This window comes from Streptomyces sp. NPDC052043, from assembly GCF_044548235.1.
GTDB lineage: Bacteria > Actinomycetota > Actinomycetes > Streptomycetales > Streptomycetaceae > Streptomyces.
In genome coordinates this window covers 369857-388218 of record NZ_JBIUBT010000001.1, presented here as the reverse complement: position 1 = coordinate 388218, position 18362 = coordinate 369857, and the positions used below count along the sequence as shown (strand labels likewise).

The window sequence follows — 18362 nt, the reverse complement described above, 5'->3', positions numbered from 1 at the left end:
ACGTCGGTATGTCGCCCCCTGTGGAGGAGGATCCCGTGAAGCGCTCCCGTGTTCTTGTCACCGGGCTGGTCCTGGCCGGCCTGCTCGGTCTCGTCGACGTGGTCTCGATGCCGTTCGGGGACGGTGAACACCCCCCGTTCGCGGTCGCCGTGGCGGGCGCCGTCATCGGACTGATCACTCTGGTCGGCGTCGTCCTGGCCTGGCGCGGCAGCCGCGCCGGAGCGGTGGCCGTGATCGTCACCCGGTTGCTGTCGGCGCTCAGCGCCGTACCGGCGTTCTTCGCCGACGATGTGCCGGGAGCGCTGGTCGCTCTCGTCGCGCTCGCCGTCCTGCTCACCCTCGCCTGCGTCGCCCTGATCGCCCCGGGACTGCGGGACCGCGCCGCGACGGAGGGATGACCTGCCACCGCTGCGGCGGTGATGCGCTTCCGGAGACGGACGAACCCGGATGCGGAGGGCCCCGCTGATCGTCACCCGGGGTGGGATCTCGCTCTGCGACGGGAGCACGTTTGGGATTAACTGCAAGTGCCTGGTTCTACCTCTGAGCCCGTGGAGGCGGCCGATGCTTCTGACGTTGCACGAGCGTGAGCGCCTGATGATCTACACGGCGGCGAAGCTGGCCCTGGAGCGCAGGGAGCGGGGCCTGCTGCTGAACCTGCCGGAGGCGACCGCGGTGATCACGTCGTTCCTGCTGGAGGGGGCTCGGGACGGCCGGACCGTCACCGAACTCATGGAGGCCGGCCGCACGGTGCTCACGCGCGACGACGTGATGGAGGGGGTGCCGGAGATGCTGGGGCAGTTGCAGGTCGAAGCGACCTTCCCCGACGGCACGAACCTGATCACGGTGACGGGACCCATCTCATGATCATGAAAGGCGGCCGACATCCCAGCGACGACCCGGGCAGGCCGGACCAGCACGGCTCGGTGCTCCACCCCGCCAGCGGCGTCGGCAGCCCCAGCCCGCCGCGCCGGGGCGGGACCGGGGCGCGGCAGGCGGCCCGGCGGTACTACACGGGCGATCAACCGGAGACCGACCGGCCGCTGATCCCGGGTGAGGTGCTCTACGGCGACGAACCGGTCGTGATCAACGCCGGCAGGGAGGTCGTCAGGCTGCGGGTGGAGAACACCGGCGACCGCCCGATCCAGGTCGGTTCGCACTTCCACTTCGCGGAGGTCAACGCCGCGCTGGAGTTCGACCGCGAGGCCGCGTGGGGGCTGCGGCTCAACGTGCTCTCGGGCGGCTCGGTGCGTTTCGAGCCCGGCGCCGTGGAGGAAGTGGAGCTGGTCCCGATCGGGGGCCGGCGGATCGTGGCCGGCCTGCGGGGTCTGTGCGGAGGTGGACTCGATGGCTGAGGTCAGCCGGCGCGAGTACGGCGCGTCGTTCGGCCCGACCGCCGGGGACCGGATCCGCCTGGCCGACACCGACCTGTTCATCGAGGTCGAACAGGACCTCTGCGGCGGCGGTGACGAGGCCGTCTTCGGTGGCGGGAAGTCCATTCGGGAGTCCATGGGCCAGTCCCGGGCCACCCGTGGCGAGGGCACCCCGGACCTGGTCATCACCGGCGCGGTGGTCCTGGACCACTGGGGCGTGGTGAAGGCCGACGTGGGCGTCCGTGACGGCCGGATCGTGGCGCTGGGCAAGGCCGGCAACCCCGACACCATGGACGGGGTCCACCCCGACCTCGTCATCGGCCCGTCCACGGAGATCGCGGCCGGCAACGGCCTGATCCTCACGGCGGGCACGGTCGACACCCATGTGCACTTCGTCGGCCCGAACATGTTCGAGGAAGCCCTCGCGGCGGGCACCACCACGTTCGTCGGCGGTGGCACGGGGCCGAGCGAGGGGTCGAAGGCGACCCTGGCCACACCGGGCGCCTGGTGGCTGCGGCGGATGCTGGAGGCCTGCGAGCCCTGGCCGCTCAACGTGCTGTTCCTGGCCCGCGGCAACAGCGTGTCCCCCGAGGCGCTGTGGGAGCAGCTGCGCGGCGGCGCCGGCGGGTTCAAGGTGCACGAGGACTGGGGGGCCACCCCGGCCGCGGTCGACGCCGCACTGACCGTCGCCGACGAGGCCGGAGTGCAGGTCGCGATCCACAGTGACACCCTCAACGAGGCGGGCTTCGTGGAGGATCTGCTCGCCGCCGTGGGCGGCCGGACCTTCCACGCGTTCCACACCGAGGGCGCGGGCGGCGGCCACGCACCGGACATCATCCGGATCGCCGGCGAGCCGAACGTGCTGCCCGCCTCGACCAACCCGACCCGCCCGTTCACCGTCAACACGGTGGCCGAGGCGCTGGACATGGTGATGGTGGCCCACCACCTCAACCCCCAGGTGCGCAACGACCTGGCGTTCGCCGAGAGCCGGGTGCGTCCCACGACCATCGCCGCGGAGGACGTGCTGCACGACCTGGGAGCGCTGTCGATCATGTCGTCGGACGCGCAGGCGATGGGCCGGATCGGGGAGGTCGTGACCCGGACGTGGCAGACCGCCCACCAGATGAAGAAGCTGCGCGGCTCCCTGCCCGGCGACAGCGGGGCCGACAACCACCGGGCCCGCCGCTACGTCGCCAAGTACACGATCTGCCCGGCGGTGGCCCACGGCCTCGAACGCGAGATCGGTTCCGTCGAGCCCGGCAAGCTGGCCGACCTGGTGCTGTGGCAGCCCGCCCTGTTCGGTGTGCGGCCCACGGTCGTGTTCAAGGCCGGCATGGCCGCGAGCGCCGCCCTCGGCGACCCGAACGCGTCAATCCCCACCCCCCAGCCGGTGCTGAACCGGCTGGGCTTCAACGTGGGCAACCCGGCCGCCGCCGCGAGCAGCGTCGCCTTCGTCTCGCCGGCCGCCCTGGAGGACGGGCTCGCCGAGCGCCTGGCGATCCGGCGGCCGCTCGTGGCCGTGGAGAACGTCCGTGGGCGCGGCAAGCGCGACCTTCCGGAGAACACCGCCACTCCGCGCATCGAGGTCGACGCCGACACGTACAGCGTGCGGGTCGACGGCGAGCTGATCGAGCACGAGCCCGCGGCCGAGCTGCCGATGGCTCAGCGCTACTTCCTCTTCTGACCCCGACACCACCGCGCTTCGATGAACGCCCAGAACGCCCAGGACACCCGGAACACCCGGGAACCCGAGGACCGGCAGCCGCAGACGACGCTGCCGGCGCTGCTGCTGCTCGCCGACGGCCGCTTCCCCTCCGGCGGGCACGCCCACTCCGGCGGTCTGGAAGCGGCGGCGGCCCTGGACGGCGTACGCGATCTGGCCGCGCTGGAGGAGTTCCTGCGCGGGCGCCTGGCGACGACCGGCGTGGTGACCGCCGCGTTCACAGCGGCGGCGTGTGCCGCCTTCGGCGGTACGGACCGCCGGGGGCCTGACACCGACGCGGCCCTGGAAGCGTTGGAGACACTGGAGACGCTGGACCACGAGTTCGCCGCGAGGACCCCGTCACCGGCGCTGCGGACCGCCTCCCGCCGCCTGGGACGGCAACTGCTGCGGGCGGCCCGTACGATCTGGCCCCACCCCCGCCTGGACGAGCTGAGCGCGGCGCCCCGGCACGGCCCCCATCAGCCGGTGGCCCTGGGCGCGGTGGCCGCGGCGGCGGGCCTGGGGCCGGACGCCGCGGCGCTGGCCGCCGCCCACGACGCGGTGCTCACCCCGGCGACGGCTGCCGTACGGCTGCTCGGTCTCGACCCGTTCGCGGTCCACGCGGCGGTCGCCCGGCTGGGCCCGCGGATCGCCGCCGTCGCCGCCGAGGCGGCGGACCACGCGCACACCGCGCCCGCGGCGCTCCCGTCCCGCGCGGGCCCTCTCCTCGACATCCGTGCCGAACACCACGCCGCCTGGGAGGTGCGTCTCTTTGCGTCCTGACCCCTTGCGCCCCGACCCCACCCCGCGCCCCGACCACCCCCGTTCACACACGCACGACCACGCGCCCGACGACTCGCACGGCCACGCGCACGACCACTTGGACGTCGGCGCGCACGACCACTCGGACGTCGGCGCGCAGGGGGCCGGAGCCCTGCCCCGCCGCCCCGGCCGGGCGTTGCGCATCGGCATCGGCGGCCCGGTCGGCTCCGGCAAGACCGCACTGGTCGCGGCACTGTGCCGCACCCTGGCCCCGGAGCTCTCCCTGGCCGTGGTCACCAACGACATCTACACCACCGAGGACGCCGACTTCCTGCTGCGCAACGGCGTACTGGCCGCCGAACGGGTCCGGGCGGTCGAGACCGGGGCGTGCCCCCACACCGCGATCCGGGACGACATCTCCGCCAACCTCGAAGCCGTGGAGGAGTTGGAGGCGACCCTGCCGCCGCTCGACCTCGTCCTGCTGGAGAGCGGCGGGGACAACCTCACCGCCACGTTCAGCCGCGGGCTGGTCCACCACCAGATCTTCGTCATCGACGTCGCCGGCGGGGACAAGGTCCCCCGCAAGGGCGGCCCCGGTGTCACCTCGGCCGACCTGCTGGTCATCAACAAGACCGATCTGGCGCCGCAGGTCGGCGCGGACCTCGCCGTGATGGACCGCGACGCCCGCGCCAAGCGCGGTGACCTGCCCGTGCTGTTCACCTCACTGGTCCAGGACCCCACCGCGGCCGACGTCGCCGCGTGGGTGCGGCAGCGCCTCGGCGTCCCCGCCCGGTGATGCGTGCGCACGCCTGCCTCGAGGTGACCGCCGACCGGGACCGGTCCGGCAGGGCCAGGACCCGGATCAGCCGGCTCCGTTCCGACGCGCCGCTGGTGCTGCGCCCCACCGTCGCGGCGGAGCCGACAGGCCGGTGGAACCCGCGGGGCGCCGCCCACGTCGCGCTGGCCGCCGCGGCCGCGGGCCCGATCGGCGGGGACGTCCTGCGGCTGGACGTCGAGGTCGCGGCGGACGCGGCGCTCGTCGTGCGCACCGTGGCGGCGACCCTGGTGCTGCCGGGGCCGCACGGCCGTCCCTCGCACACGGAGACCCACCTGCGGGTCGCGCCGGGCGGCACCCTGGTCTGGCTGCCCGAACCGGTCATCGCCGCCGGGCGCTGCGACCACCACGCCACGACACGCGTCGACCTGGCGCCGGGCGCCCGCCTGCTCGCCCGCGAGGAACTGCTCCTGGGCCGCCGCGGCGAAGCCCCGGGCGCGGTCCGCCAGCACCTGCGGGTGACCCTCGCCGGCCGCCCCCTCCACGACCAGGAATTCGCCGTCGGCCCGGACGTCCCTGGCTGGCACGGCCCGGCCGTCACCGGCGGTCACCGAGCGCTGGGCACGCTGCTGGTCGTCGACCCCGACCAGCCGTCCGCACCCGAACCCGAGCCCCCGCCCGTCGAAGCGGACGCGGCCGTCCTGCGCCTCTCCCCCACCGCCACCCTGCTCACCGCCCTGGCCGACGACGCCCTCACCCTGCGCCGACACCTCGACCGGGGCCTGACCGACCCACCGAACGACTGCACTACACACCGAGCCGAACACCCAGGCGGGCAGCAAGACGTGCACCAAGCGGGACTTGGCGGACCGGCCGGAGGGCACCTGCGCGAAAGCCGGACAGCATCGGGCAGTTGAGCTGCGGAATGACCGTTTCGGCCAAGCCCGGAGGATGCTTTTCAGTCAGTGGTCGCCGGTAGGGCAGCCGGGGGCCAGTGGGGGCTGTCTTGCTTGACCATTGATCAATTACCTTGTGTGGAAAGCGAGTCACTGATCTTGAGGGAGCCCCATGTCCACCGCGCAGCAGGTGCCCGACATCCTCTCGCCCGAGTTCGCCGCGGACCCCTACCCGGCGTACCGTCTGATGCGCGACACCGCGCCCCTCATCTGGCACGAGGCCACGCAGAGTTACATCATCTCGCGCTACGAGGACGTCGAGCGCGTCTTCAAGGACAAGAACGGCGAGTTCACCACCGACAACTACGACTGGCAGATCGAGCCCGTGCACGGCAAGACGATCCTCCAGCTCAGCGGCCGTGAGCACGCCGTACGCCGCGCCCTCGTCGCCCCCGCCTTCCGCGGCGCCGACCTCCAGGAGAAGTTCCTCCCCGTCATCGAGCGCAACTCGCGCGAACTGATCGACGCCTTCCGTAACTCCGGCTCCGCCGACCTGGTCAACGACTACGCGACCCGCTTCCCGGTCAACGTGATCGCCGACATGCTGGGCCTCGACAAGGCCGACCACCCCCGCTTCCACCGCTGGTACACGTCCGTCATCGCCTTCCTCGGCAACCTCTCCGGCGACCTCGAGGTGGCCGCGGCGGGCGAGCGGACCCGTGTCGAGTTCGCCGAGTACATGCTGCCGATCATCCGGGAACGCCGCGAGAACCTGGGCGACGACCTGCTGTCCACGCTGTGCGCCGCGGAGGTCGACGGCGTGCGGATGAGCGACGAGGACATCAAGGCGTTCTGCAGCCTGCTGCTCGCCGCCGGCGGCGAGACCACCGACAAGGCGATCGCCAGCATCTTCGCGAACCTGCTGCTCCACCCCGACCAGCTCGCCGCCGTCCGCGCCGACCGCGACCTGATCCCGCGGGCCTTCGCCGAGACCCTGCGGTACACCCCGCCCGTCCACATGATCATGCGGCAGTCCGCGACCGAGGTGGAGCTCAGCGGCGGCACCGTACCCGCCGGCGCCACCGTCACCTGCCTGATCGGCGCCGCCAACCGCGACGAGAGCCGCTACCGCGACCCCGACCGGTTCGACATCTTCCGCGACGACCTGACCACCACGACCGCCTTCTCCGCCGCCGCCGACCACCTCGCCTTCGCGCTCGGCCGGCACTTCTGCGTCGGCGCGCTGCTCGCCAAGGCGGAGGTCGAGATCGGCGTCAGCCAGCTGCTGGACGCCATGCCCGACATACGCCTCGCCGACGGCTTCGACCCGGTCGAGGAGGGCGTCTTCACCCGCGGACCGCAGCGCCTGCCGGTGCGGTTCACGCCCGTGACGGACGCCTGACCGCCCGGCCGACACCACCACCGAGGTCATGGGCCCCGCCAGGGGCCCATGGACCCACCCGCACCGGCGCTGTGCCCGCGCCGCCGCACCACCGGGTGGACCGCGCCGCCGCACGACCGGGGCGCCCGCCCTACCGAGTCAGCGCGCCCGCCCTACTGCACCACCGGCGTGAACCGCACCGGCAGCGCCGTCAGCCCCCGCATCCAGATCGACGGGCGCCAGGTCAGCGTCTCCGGCTCCACCGACAGCACCAGGTCGGGCAGCCGCTCCAGCAGCGTCTCGACCGCCGTCCGCGCCATCACGTCCGCGAGCAGCGGTGCCGGATAGGGGCAGCGGTGCTCGCCGTTGCTGAACGACAGGTGCGCGGCGTTCTCCGCGCCCACGTGCGCATCGGGCCAGATCTGCGGATCGGTGTTGGCCGCGGCCAGCCCCAGCACCAGGCAGTCGCCCGCCCGGATCTGCCGCCCGCCCAGCTGGGTGTCCCGAACGGCCCAGCGCCCGATGAAGTTCTGCGTCGGCGTGTCCAGCCACAGGGCCTCGTTGAGCGCCTCGCCCACACTGAGCCGCCCGCCCGACACGTTCACCGCGAACCGCTCGTCCGTCAGCAGCAGCCGCAGCGTGTTGCAGATCCAGTTCGCCGTCGGCTGCTGCGCCGCGGCGATCACCGAGATCAGGTCCTGCACGATCTCCTCGTCCGTCAGCCCCGCCGGATGCAGCAGCATGCGCGAGGTGACGTCAGGACCGGGGGTGGCCCGCTTGTCCTTCACCAGCTGCTGCAGCCGGTCGCCCACACGCCCGTACGCGGCCACCGGGTCGTCGCCCTCCGCGGCGTCCAGCGAGATCCGCAGGTCCTCGACGAGCTGCTGGGTGTCCTCGCCCGAGGTCGGCATCCCGCACATCTGGACCACGGCCCGCATCGGCAGGGCGTGCGCGTATCCGGTCATCAGCTCCGCCTGGCCGCTGCCCGCGAAGTCGGCGATGAGCCGGTCGGCGATCAGCTGGCAGTTGCGCGCCAGCTCGAACTGGTCGACGCCCTCCAGTGCCTGAGTGATCACTCCGGCCCGCCGCCGGTGCTCGTCGCCCTCGGTGAACAGCACCGACGGCTGGTAGCCGACGTACGGCAGCAGCGGCCAGTCCGCCGGGATGTTCTCCCACTGGTTCCAGCGCCGGGAGTCCCGCGCGAACAGCTCGTCGTGACCGGTCACGTAGGTGACCTCGGAATAGCCGAGCACCAGCCAGGCCGGGATGTCCCCGTCGAGCAGCACCGGCGCGACCGCGCCGTGCTCGCGGCGCAGCGCGCGGTACAGCTGCGACGGCGTCTGCTGGTACTCGAGCCCTCCCAGGCGCACCGCGTCGGTGTGGGCGGGGCAGCCCGGCGGAGCCGGTTGCGCGGAAGAGGGGTCGGTCATGGTGTCGCCTCCTGGGCCGTCGCCAGTTCGTACAGGTGGTCCACGAGAGTGACCAGCACGTCCTTGCCGGACTCCCGGACCCGCGCGTCGCAGTCGAGCATCGGCACGTGCTCGGGCAGCGCGAGCGCCTGGCGTATCTCCTCCAGGGAGTACCGGTTGGTGTCGTCGTCGAACCGGTTGACGGCCACCACGAACGGCGTCCTGTGGTGCTCCAGCCGGTCGATCGCGTACCAGGAGTCGTTCATCCGGCGCGTGTCCACGAGCACCACGGCACCCAGGGTTCCGGAGAACAGCCTGTCCCACAGGAACCAGAAGCGTTCCTGGCCCGGCGCGCCGAACAGGTACAGCACCATGCGTTCGTTGAGGCTGATCCGCCCGAAGTCGAACGCCACCGTCGTGGTCGTCTTCGTCGCGACCGCGCTGGTCTCGTCGACGCCGACGCCGGCCTGCGTCATCACCTCCTCGGTGTTCAGCGGCCGGATCTCGCTCACCGAGCGGACCAGGGTCGTCTTGCCGACGCCGAAACCGCCCACGATGACGATCTTCAGGCCGGTCTCCGCCGCGTCGGCCAGTGGCGTGCGGTGGGAGGGCGGCTCAGAGGTTGCGGAGCCCATGGAGCACCTCCTTGAGAAGGGCGGAATCGGGGAGCGAGGCGACGGAGCGCGCCGCGCGCGGGTGGCGGGCGGTGATGCGGCCCGTGTCGAGCAGGTCGCCGAGCAGGATCCGCACCACGGTGATGGGCAGCTTCAGCTCCGCGGCGATCTCGACGACGGCCGTGGGGTGTTGGCACAGCTCCAGGATCCGGGCGTGCTCCGACTGCATTCCCGCGGTGGGCCGGCACTCACTGACGATGAGGGTGACCAGGTCGAAGGATTCGCCGGCGCGGCTCCGGCCGGCCGTGACCGTGTAGAGCCGGTCGGGGTCACCGGTGTCCACGGGCTTGCGCATCACGAGGCGGCACTGCCCGGAACGGAATCCCGGGGCTCGGCGCGCAGGTGCTCGCCGATCTGCTCCACCAGCTCCGACATCTGGTGGCCCACCACGCCGGGGTCGGCGTCCTCCTCGGCGAGGACGGCCAGATGCGCTCCCTCGCCGGCCTCCACGATGAACAGCAGGCCGCCGTGGAACTCGGTCATGGACTGCCGGACGCCGCCGCTGCCGTCGCCGAACTCCACGGACGCGCCTTGGGCGAGGGCCTGGATGCCGGAGCAGATCGCGGCCAGCTGATCGGCCTGGTCGAGCGTCAGATGTTCGGTCCAGCAGAGCTTCAGGCCGTCCCGGGACAGGGCGAGAGCGTGCCGGGTTCCGGGGGTGCGCTCCAGGAGGCTCTTCAGAAGCCAGGTGAGGCTGTTGTCGGTGGTCTGCATGATGGGTGATGGGACGGTGGTGCCCGGTTGACCGGTCACCGGCCCGTTCCTCCAATCTCAGGAACTGAAGCGGGAAGTGGGCGCCGACGCCCCGGGCGCCGTACGGGAAAGGGGTCGGCGGCTACGGGGCCGCCGGCGGCTCGGACTCGGACCCGGCATCCGGCCCTGCGTCCGGTCCGGCGTCCGGCCCGGCATCCGATCCGGCGTCCGGTCCAGCGGTGCCGCCCGCGGACCGGCGCCCGCGGTGGAAGGCACCGAACCGTGCGCCGGCGTCGCGTGCCGAACGCGGCTCCGGGCGGGCTCCGTCCGCCGCCTCTGACGCGCCCCCGGATGCCGAGCCGGTCGCCGTCCCGGACGCCGCCTCGGACGCCGACCGGCGCTGCTCGCGCTCCCGCTCCGCCTCGGCCATCGTGCGGCCGGGGGCGCGGACGGGCAGGCCGTTCGGCGTGGCGCCGGTGGCGCGCCGGGGCAGGCCCTGTTCGGGCAGCTCCGGCCGGGCGGCGGGCCGCTCCGGGGCGCCGGCGCCGGGGCGCGAGGTGGGCTCGGGCGCCGGGGCGGGCGAGGCGGCGGGGGCGGGGCCCGGCGTGGGCGCGGTGCCCGCGGCGGGGCGGCCGGCCACCTCGCGCGACACCGGCTCGCGCTGCTGGGCGAGCAGTTGCGGGGGCAGCAGGACGACGACGCCGGTGCCGCCGCGCGACGAGGGGCGGTAGTTGACGCTGATGCCGTACTTCACCGCGAGCCGTCCGACCACGGCGAGGCCGAGCCGGGTGCCCTGGAGCGAGGCGAGGTCGGTCATGTGACCGGACACCGCCTCCTCGGCGCGGCGCATCGCCGCGTCGGGCATCTTCAGGCCGCTGTCCTCGATGGTGACGACCATGCCGGCGCTGCGGTCCTCGACGTAGACGTGCACCTCGTCGATGGGCGGGGAGAAGTTCGCGGCGTTGTCCATCAGCTCGGCGAGCAGATGCATGACGCCCTCGGCGGCGAAGCCGGAGATCGCGGCGGTGGTGGAGCAGTGCAGGCGCACCCGCTGGTAGGCGGCGATACGGCCGACGGCACCGCGCAGGATGCTCTCCATCACGATCGGCTTGTTCCAGGCGCGGCTGGACCGGCCGCCCATGAGCAGCGCCAGCCGGTCGGTCATCAGTCCGAGCTGGGAGGTGCCGTGGTCCAGCTTCAGCAGGTCGCCGAAGACCTCCTCGCCGTGTCGTTCCTGCATGTCCCGCAGGTCGGCGAGCATGCTGACGGACTTGGCCTGGACGCGGCTGAGTGCCTTGGCGGAGGCGGCCTGTGCCGCGGCGGCGCGCCGCTCGCTGTGGGCGAGTTCGCGGACGAACGACTCGGTCGGGGTGCGGACCATGGGCAGCCGCGGCAGGTCGAGTTCGGCGAGCACCGTGTCGGCGGACTGGCCCTCACGCAACCGGGCGACCGCGGCGGGCAGGGTCTCCTGCACCAGCCGCTCCAGCGCGTCGGACGCCTCGTTCAGCTCCCGCTGGGCCTGCCGGCGCTCGCCGTCCAGGGCTGCCGCGTGCCGCACGCCTTCCTCGACGGCGGCGGCGAAGGTGTGCGCGATCCGGCCCAGCTGCGGGTCGGACGGCGGCGGCACGCTGCCCAGCGCGTCGGTCGCGCTCGCGCCGTCCCGCAGCCGCTTGGCCAGGTCGGGCAGCACCACGTTGACCAGGTGCGCGGTCTCCGCCGACAGCTGCGCCGACTGCGCCCTGAGACGGCCGGTCTCGGAGGTCTGCGCGGCGGCCGTGCGCCGGGCCCGCTGGACGAGCCGATGGCTGGCGAGGACGGTCACGGCCAGGCACACCCAGGCGACCGCCGCCACGGTCAGCGCCCAGATGTGGACGCCGGACGGCGCCAGGGTGACGGCCACACCGCCGGCCGTGGCGCCCACCACCAGCACGACCAGGGGCGTGGTCGGCGAGGTGTGCGGCGCCTTCGCCGGCCGGTGCTGACTGGGCGGTGCAGGCACTGACATTCCGCGGTCCCTCGGTCCAGGAGATCAGAAGAAACGGGGCAGCCGACTCACGGCGGCCGCGGGTCGGAAAGGAGGTCGCCAAGTGGATGACGATCTTCCGACCGGGTTCCTGATCATGCTAGCCACACTGCCGCGCAAGAAGATCTGACCAGCCGCACAGTCCGCCAGTGACCCAACTTCGTCGTGAACCAGCCGCCTGAACACCCGCTCGTGATAAGGGAGATGACGCACCCTCAGCCCGATCGGCGCACGGGGACAGGCTGCCAAATGTGTTGACGAAGTGTCAAACTTGTAAAAACGAACGCCCCTCACGCGTCAACTCCGAACATCACCAACCACTTTCCAGCCAACCACGGGCAAGCTGAAGCCGAACATTCACTCTCCGCGGCCGTTGGGGCATCCGACGAGGACGGCGACGGCTGAGACGATCGCGGACAGTCGCCGGGCTCGGCAGCACTCCTGCGCCACTGAGACAAAGGCCGGCTTCACCCGGGTGAGCTCGTCCGGCCTCTCATGGCGTCGCAGACAGTCAACGAGGTGCTGCGCCGCCGCGGCGGCGTCGGGCGGCCTGCGGATTCCGGGACTGCACACCAGCGCCTTGGGAACACGCCCTGGCCGGCCGGAGCCGGGTTGCCTCACCGCATGCACACCAAATAGGATGAATGCGCTTTCATTCGTGCGCATGCACTCTGACAGTACGGGGTCCGAACCATGAACGACACGGCATCGTGAACGCCCCTCCCACGGTGTACGACGTCGCCGAACGATCCAGCGTCTCCATCGCCACGGTCTCGCGCGTCTACCGCAATCCCGACTCGGTGCGGGCAGCCACTCGCGAGCGGGTACTCGCCGTGGCCAAGGAACTCGGGTATGTCCCGAGCGGCAGCGCCCGCGGACTCGCCAGCCGTTCCACCGGGGTCCTCGGCCTCTGCTTCCCCGACTACTCCGACCCCGACGCCGCCGCCGACGACGAAGCGGACGCGATGCTCTACTCGGACCAGATCATCCGCGGCATGGAACGGGCCGCCCGCCGGCACGGCTACGCCCTGCTCATCGCGGCCTCGCTCCAGGGAGGTCCCGAGAGCCTGGTCGCCAAAGTGGCCGGCCGTGTCGACGGCTTCGCCGTGATGGCCCGTACGGTGTCGACCGAAGAACTGGATGCCATCTCCCGGCGCCGTCCTGTGGTGATGCTCGCGGGACCGCGGGAGGGCAGCGACCCCCTGGACCACCTCGACCACATCGAGGTCGCCAACGAGGACGGCCAGCGGGAGTTGACCCGGCATCTCATCGAGGACCACGGGCTGCGCCGGCTGGCCTACGTGGGCACGGCGGAGGAGTCCCCGGACGTCGCGGCCCGCTTCCGAGGCTTTCGCCGGGCATGCCGCGAAGCGGGTGTCGAGGCGGCCGACGAACCCACTCTGCTCGTCGGAATGATGACTCAGGCCGAGGGCGCACGCGCCGCCGACCTACTGTGCGACCGGCCGGGCGAACGCCCCGAGGCCTTCGTCTTCGCCAACGACCAGATGGCCGTCGGCGCCCTGCACGCGCTCGAACGCCGCGGTCTGACGGTGCCGGACGACGTGGTCGTGACCGGATTCGACGGTATCCCTCTCAGTCGCCTGGTGCGCCCCGCACTCACCACGGTGTGCCAGCCGATGGTGCGGATGGGCGAGGAGGCCACCGGACTCCTGGTGCAGCGGCTGAGCGGAGAACGGTCGGGCGATCCGGTCTCGCTGATGCTCCCTGTCAGCGTGGCCCGCAGGGCGAGCTGCGGTTGCGGTCACGCGTCGGGGGACTCGGTCGTGCCGGGCTCTTCGTGATGCTGCCGTCCACTTCCGCGCTTTCCGGCCGACAGGGCCGACAGGGCTGACACGGCTGACACGGCTGACAGCCACACTGTCCGTGCGTGCCTGCCCTGTTCACGCCTGTCCTGCTCATGCCTGCCCCTGCTCGGCCTCGCAGTCTGCGGGCGGCTCATGCGCCGTACGCGTCCGTGGCCCGTGGCCCGTGGCCGCCCTGTACGGGCTTGGCCGCGTATGGCGGTGCGCGGAGATCGACGAGGGATGTCCCAGCCGTTACGGGAGTGTGACCAAGCCCCTCTTGTCAGGTCGGGAACCGCTGCAAGAGAGTGATGTATGCGCTTACAGGCAGCGCATACATTCGGAGCACCCAAGGAGAAGCCGCCCATGAACCGCGCCGCCGCAACCGGTTCGATCGCCCTCACCCTGGCGTCTGCCTTCACCCTCACCGCCTGTGGCGGCTCGGGTGGCGCGGGCGTGGCCGCCGATGCCGAACAGACGGTGACCGTCTGGGCCATGGGCGCCGAGGGCGAGAAGCTCGGCGATGTCGCCAAGGAGTACGAGAAGGCCCACTCCCACATCACCGTCAAGGTCACGCCGGTGGGCTGGGACGTCGCTCACCAGAAGCTGGTCGCCGCGGCCGCCGCGGGAAAGCTGCCCGACGTGGTGCAGATGGGCGACACCTACCTCGGTGAGTTCGCCGACATGGGAGCGCTGGAGCCGGTCGACACCAAGACCTTCGACAAGGGCGACTTCTTCCCCGCCGCCTGGCAGCAGGGTTCCTACGACGGCAAGACCTACGGTGTCCCGTGGTACGTCGACACCCGCGTCCTCTACTACCGCACCGACCTCGCCGAGAAGGCCGGCCTCAAGGGCGCCCCGGCCACCATGGCCGATCTGCGGAAGGCCGCCGAGGCCTACAAGGCGAAGGCCGGAACCAAGTGGGGCCTGTACATCCAGGGCAGCGGGCTGGACACCGTCCAGAGCTTCTACCCGTTCCTGTACTCGGCCGGCGGAGCCGTCCTCACCGACGACGGCAAGGCGGTCGTCAACTCCGCCGAGGCCGTCCAGGCCCTCGAGAACTACGGCGGCTACTTCGACAAGGGCCTGAGCAGGAAGTCCGTACCGCCCGGCTACGACGTCACCAAGGACTTCAACACCGGCGCGGTCCCCATGTTCTTCGGTGGCCCCTGGATCATGAACCTGCTGGACGAGAACTACCCCGACCTCAAGGGCAAGTGGGCCGTAGCCGCCGTCCCCGCCGACAAGGCATCGGTGTCGATGGCCGGCGGATCGAGCCTGGCGATCTCCGCGGACAGCGACCACAAGGCCGCCGCCAAGGAGTTCATCCGGTACCTCACCACCGCCAAGGGTCAGGCCGACTGGTTCGATCGGACCAGGGACCTGCCCGCCAACATAGCCGCGTGGAAGTCCGGCGACCTAGCCTCCGACCCCGACCTCAAGGTGTGGCGCAGCCAGATGGAGACCGCCAAGAGTATTCCGGTTCAGCCCAAGCTGACCGAGATCACCTCCAAGGTCGACATCGCCATCGAGTCGGTCACCCAGGGCAAGTCCACCGCGAAGGCCGCGCTGGACGAGGCCCAGTCCGAGATCGACGGACTCGTCAGGTAACCGTCATGTCCCTCACGACAGGACCGGCCACCCCGGACATGGCCGTGACGAAGCCCCGGGGCCCGGCGGGAGGCAGGCAGCCCCGGGCGGGCCGTCGGCGCTCCCTGAGCCGTCACAATCTGTACGGATGGCTGTTCTCCACGCCGTTCCTCGTGCTGTTCGGCGTCTTCATGCTCTTCCCCATCGTCGCGACGCTCCTGATGAGCTTCACCGACTTCGGGGTCCGCAACGTCACCCGGCCGCTGGAGGCGCAGTTCGTCGGGCTCGACAACTACACCCGCCTCTTCGGGGACGACAAGTTCCTCACCGCCCTGTTCAACACTGCCTACTTCGTGGTCGTGGGCGTCCCGCTGACCATCGTGCTCGGTCTGCTGGTCGCCGTCCTGCTCAACCAGGGCATCGACCGCGCCCGCACCTTCTTCCGCGTCGGGTTCTACGCCCCGGTGGTCACCACCATCGTCGCGGTCGCCGTCGTCTGGCGCTTCGTGCTCGATCCCTCCGACGGTCTGGTCGCCGGGATCGCCTCCGAACTGGGCGCGACGGTACCGGACTTCCTCGGTTCGCAGGCCTGGGCGATGCCGTCCCTGATCGCGATGGCGGTGTGGCGCAACCTCGGCACCGTCATGGTGCTGTTCATCGCCGGCCTGCAGGCGATCCCCACCGAGGTGCGTGAGGCCGCGCGCCTCGACGGCGTCGGCGCCTGGCAGGAACTGTGCCGCATCACCGTCCCGTTGCTGCGCCCCACCATGCTCTACGCCACCGTCATCACCACCATCGGCTACCTGAACGTCTTCGAGGAACCGTTCGTGATGACTCAGGGCGGTCCGTCCGACGCGACGCTGACGGTCTCGCTCGACATGTACCGCGAGGGCTTCAACTTCTTCCACATGGGTTATGCGAGCGCCATGGCCTATGTCCTGTTCGTCGTGATCATGGGCATCACGGTGCTCCAGCTCCGATTGCTGAAGGACAACACCCGATGACCGCCCCGACGGCAACCGCGCCCGAGCGCCGCCGGCCCGCGGGCCGCGTGCGCACCCCGCTGCTGTACACGATCGCCTCCGTCGGCCTGCTGCTGATGGCCGCGCCCTTCCTGTGGATGGCGCTGTCGGCGTTCAAGACGAAGAAGGACCTCACAGCCAGCCCGCCGGTGTGGATCCCCTCCGAGTGGACGCTGAGCAACTTCAGCGAGCTGCTCGACCAGCTCGACATGCCGCGGTACTTCATGAACTCGCTGCTCGTGGCCATGCTCGTGACCGTCTGCAACCTGCTGTTCTGCTCGATGCTCGGCTACGCCCTGGCGAAGCTGGACTTCACCGGCCGCTCCCAGGTCTTCGGGATCGTCCTGGCCGCCCTGATGGTGCCGGGCAACCTCATGATCCTGCCGCTGTACGTACTGATGAACGGGTTGGGGCTCATCGACTCCTACGCCGGACTCGTCCTGCCCTTCGCGGCCGGTGCGTTCGGGGTGTTCCTGATGCGGCAGTTCATGCAGTCCGTCCCGGACGAGCTGCTCGAAGCCGCCCGCATCGACGGCGCCGGCGAGTGGTACATCTTCTGGCGGATTGTGCTGCCCCTGGTCAAGCCCGCCCTGGCCACCCTGACGATCTTCACGTTCCTCGGGTCCTGGAACAACTTCATCTGGCCGCTGATCGCCACCAACGACCCCGACAAGTACACGCTGCCCGTCGCGCTCGCGACCTTCGCCAACGATCCCAACCGCACGGTCGGCGGCGGCAACGGCATGCTCATGGCCGGCTCGCTGCTGGTCGTCCTGCCCGTCCTGGTCGTCTTCGCCGTCCTGCAGCGGCACTTCACCCAGGGCATCGCGACTGCCGGACTCAAGTAGCCCAAAGCCGCAGCACCGGACGACGCCCGGCACGGGCCCGTGCTCGTGCCCGTGCGCGGACTTGCCCCCCACCCACCAGAAAGACAGAACGGACGATGACGCACACCTCGACCCGCTTCCCCGACGGCTTCCTGTGGGGCGCCTCCACCGCCGCCCACCAGATCGAGGGGAACAACGTCAACAGCGACTGGTGGCGCAAGGAGCACGACCCCGCGGCGAAGATCGCCGAACCCAGCCTGGACGCCTGCGACAGCTACCACCGCTGGGAGCAGGACATGGACCTGCTCGCCGAACTCGGCTTCACCGACTACCGCTTCAGTGTCGAATGGGCCCGCATCGAACCGGTGCGCGGCACCTTCTCCCGTGCCGAGATCGCCCACTACCGCCGCATGGTCGAAGGCGCCCTGGCCCGCGGCCTGCGTCCCATGGTCACCCTGCACCACTTCACCGTCCCCCAGTGGTTCGAGGACTTCGGCGGCTGGACCGCCGACGGAGCCGTGGAGCTGTTCGCCCGCTACGTGAAGGAGTGCGCCCCGATCATCGCCGACGGCGTCCGGCACGTGTGCACCATCAACGAGCCGAACATGATCGCCGTGATGGCGGGCGCGGCCAAGGCCGGCGACCAGGGCTTCCCGCCCGCCGGTCTGCCCACGCCGGACGAGGAGACCACCCACGCGGTGATCGCCGCTCACCACGCGGCGGTCGAGGCGGTCCGCTCGATCAACCCCGACATCCAGGTCGGCTGGACCATCGCGAACCAGGTCTACCAGGCACTGCCCGGCGCCGAGGACGTCACGGCCGCCTACCGCCGCCCCCGCGAGGACGTCTTCATCGAGGCCGCCCGCGACGACGACTGGATCGGCGTGCAGTCCTACACCCGCACCAAGATCGGCCCCGACGGCCCCCTACCGGCCCCCGACGACGCCGAGCGCACCCTGACCCAGTGGGAGTACTACCCGGCGGCCGTCGGCCACGCCCTGCGCCACACCGCCGACGTCATCGGCCGCGCCATGCCCCTGATCGTCACCGAGAACGGCATCGCCACCGCGGACGACACCCGCCGCGTCGACTACTACACCGGTGCCCTCGGCGAAGTCGCGTCCGCGCTCGAGGACGGCCTCGACGTCCAGGGCTATCTGGCCTGGAGCGCCCTCGACAACTACGAGTGGGGCTCCTACAAGCCCACCTTCGGCCTGATCGCGGTGCACCCGGTCACCTTCGAGCGCACCGCCAAGCCGTCCGCCGTCTGGCTCGGGGGCCTCGGCCGCAGCCGCGAACTGCCGCGCACGGCCGCCTGACACCGCCGGTCGGCCCCGATCCCGGGAGTCGGCGGGGACCTGACCCCCGTCGGCTCCCGCCCCCCACCGCTGGTCGTACCAGCGACCGCACACACCGCTCCACGACACACGCCCGTC

Annotated in this window: 18 protein-coding genes; 13 read left to right on the top strand and 5 right to left on the bottom strand. The window is 71.4% G+C overall.

Features of this window, described 5'->3' with window-relative positions; all coding sequences use genetic code 11:
- The first annotated feature begins 35 nt into the window (after positions 1–35).
- The 8 genes from ACIHCX_RS01745 to ACIHCX_RS01710 all read left to right on the top strand — a co-directional run bounded on the left by ACIHCX_RS01745 (position 36) and on the right by ACIHCX_RS01710 (position 6907).
- The gene (locus tag ACIHCX_RS01745) at positions 36–398 is read left to right on the top strand and encodes a hypothetical protein (RefSeq protein WP_400025600.1); all 363 of its coding nucleotides are present in this window, start codon (positions 36–38) and stop codon (positions 396–398) included.
- A gap of 163 nt (positions 399–561) precedes the next feature.
- Entirely contained in the window at positions 562–864 is a 303-nt protein-coding gene (locus ACIHCX_RS01740; RefSeq protein ID WP_400025599.1) for an urease subunit gamma, read from the top strand.
- Between the two features lie 176 nt (positions 865–1040).
- Positions 1041–1352 (top strand): urease subunit beta, encoded by a 312-nt coding sequence (locus ACIHCX_RS01735; protein ID WP_400026577.1) that lies wholly within the window; start codon positions 1041–1043, stop codon positions 1350–1352.
- Entirely contained in the window at positions 1345–3054 is a 1710-nt protein-coding gene (locus ACIHCX_RS01730) for an urease subunit alpha (protein WP_400025598.1), read from the top strand. Before ACIHCX_RS01735 ends, ACIHCX_RS01730 begins: the two co-directional genes overlap by 8 nt.
- A 21-nt stretch (positions 3055–3075) precedes the next feature.
- The gene (locus ACIHCX_RS01725; protein ID WP_400025596.1) at positions 3076–3855 is read left to right on the top strand and encodes an urease accessory protein UreF; all 780 of its coding nucleotides are present in this window, start codon (positions 3076–3078) and stop codon (positions 3853–3855) included.
- Positions 3856–3952: 97 nt separating this feature from the next.
- The gene (gene ureG / locus ACIHCX_RS01720; protein ID WP_400026575.1) at positions 3953–4630 is read left to right on the top strand and encodes an urease accessory protein UreG; all 678 of its coding nucleotides are present in this window, start codon (positions 3953–3955) and stop codon (positions 4628–4630) included.
- Positions 4630–5526, top strand: coding sequence for an urease accessory protein UreD (locus tag ACIHCX_RS01715; RefSeq protein ID WP_400025595.1), 897 nt, complete (start codon positions 4630–4632; stop codon positions 5524–5526). Before ureG ends, ACIHCX_RS01715 begins: the two co-directional genes overlap by 1 nt.
- Before the next feature lie 151 nt (positions 5527–5677).
- Positions 5678–6907, top strand: a complete 1230-nt coding sequence (locus ACIHCX_RS01710) for a cytochrome P450 (protein ID WP_400025593.1) — start codon at positions 5678–5680, stop codon at positions 6905–6907.
- Between the two features lie 152 nt (positions 6908–7059).
- On the opposite strand, the gene ACIHCX_RS01705 is transcribed toward ACIHCX_RS01710, so the two are convergent.
- From ACIHCX_RS01705 to ACIHCX_RS01685, 5 genes are all read right to left on the bottom strand, one after another.
- Positions 7060–8316, bottom strand: a complete 1257-nt coding sequence (locus ACIHCX_RS01705) for a cytochrome P450 (protein WP_400025591.1) — start codon at positions 8314–8316, stop codon at positions 7060–7062.
- The gene (locus tag ACIHCX_RS01700) at positions 8313–8930 is read right to left on the bottom strand and encodes a GTP-binding protein (protein WP_400025590.1); all 618 of its coding nucleotides are present in this window, start codon (positions 8928–8930) and stop codon (positions 8313–8315) included. Before ACIHCX_RS01700 ends, ACIHCX_RS01705 begins: the two co-directional genes overlap by 4 nt.
- On the bottom strand, positions 8911–9267 hold the full coding sequence (locus tag ACIHCX_RS01695; RefSeq protein WP_400025589.1) for a DUF742 domain-containing protein: 357 nt from the start codon (positions 9265–9267) through the stop codon (positions 8911–8913). The genes ACIHCX_RS01700 and ACIHCX_RS01695 overlap by 20 nt, the downstream gene beginning before the upstream one ends.
- A complete protein-coding gene (locus ACIHCX_RS01690; protein ID WP_400025587.1) occupies positions 9264–9683 on the bottom strand; it encodes a roadblock/LC7 domain-containing protein in 420 nt (139 codons plus the stop codon). Before ACIHCX_RS01690 ends, ACIHCX_RS01695 begins: the two co-directional genes overlap by 4 nt.
- A 121-nt stretch (positions 9684–9804) precedes the next feature.
- Positions 9805–11667, bottom strand: a complete 1863-nt coding sequence (locus ACIHCX_RS01685; protein ID WP_400025585.1) for an ATP-binding protein — start codon at positions 11665–11667, stop codon at positions 9805–9807.
- 728 nt (positions 11668–12395) lie between these two features.
- Between ACIHCX_RS01685 and ACIHCX_RS01680 the strand changes: the two genes are divergently transcribed.
- From ACIHCX_RS01680 to ACIHCX_RS01660, 5 genes are all read left to right on the top strand, one after another.
- Positions 12396–13487, top strand: a complete 1092-nt coding sequence (locus ACIHCX_RS01680) for a LacI family DNA-binding transcriptional regulator (protein WP_400025583.1) — start codon at positions 12396–12398, stop codon at positions 13485–13487.
- Positions 13488–13853: 366 nt separating this feature from the next.
- Positions 13854–15098: a sugar ABC transporter substrate-binding protein gene (locus ACIHCX_RS01675; RefSeq protein ID WP_400025581.1), complete on the top strand. Its 1245-nt coding sequence runs from the start codon at positions 13854–13856 to the stop codon at positions 15096–15098.
- 5 nt (positions 15099–15103) lie between these two features.
- On the top strand, positions 15104–16081 hold the full coding sequence (locus tag ACIHCX_RS01670) for a carbohydrate ABC transporter permease (protein ID WP_400025579.1): 978 nt from the start codon (positions 15104–15106) through the stop codon (positions 16079–16081).
- Positions 16078–16947 carry a carbohydrate ABC transporter permease gene (locus ACIHCX_RS01665; RefSeq protein ID WP_400025577.1) on the top strand — a complete coding sequence of 290 codons (870 nt, stop codon included), beginning with the start codon at positions 16078–16080 and terminating at the stop codon, positions 16945–16947. The genes ACIHCX_RS01670 and ACIHCX_RS01665 overlap by 4 nt, the downstream gene beginning before the upstream one ends.
- Before the next feature lie 95 nt (positions 16948–17042).
- Positions 17043–18245 carry a glycoside hydrolase family 1 protein gene (locus tag ACIHCX_RS01660; RefSeq protein ID WP_400025575.1) on the top strand — a complete coding sequence of 401 codons (1203 nt, stop codon included), beginning with the start codon at positions 17043–17045 and terminating at the stop codon, positions 18243–18245.
- Positions 18246–18362: the final 117 nt, after the last annotated feature.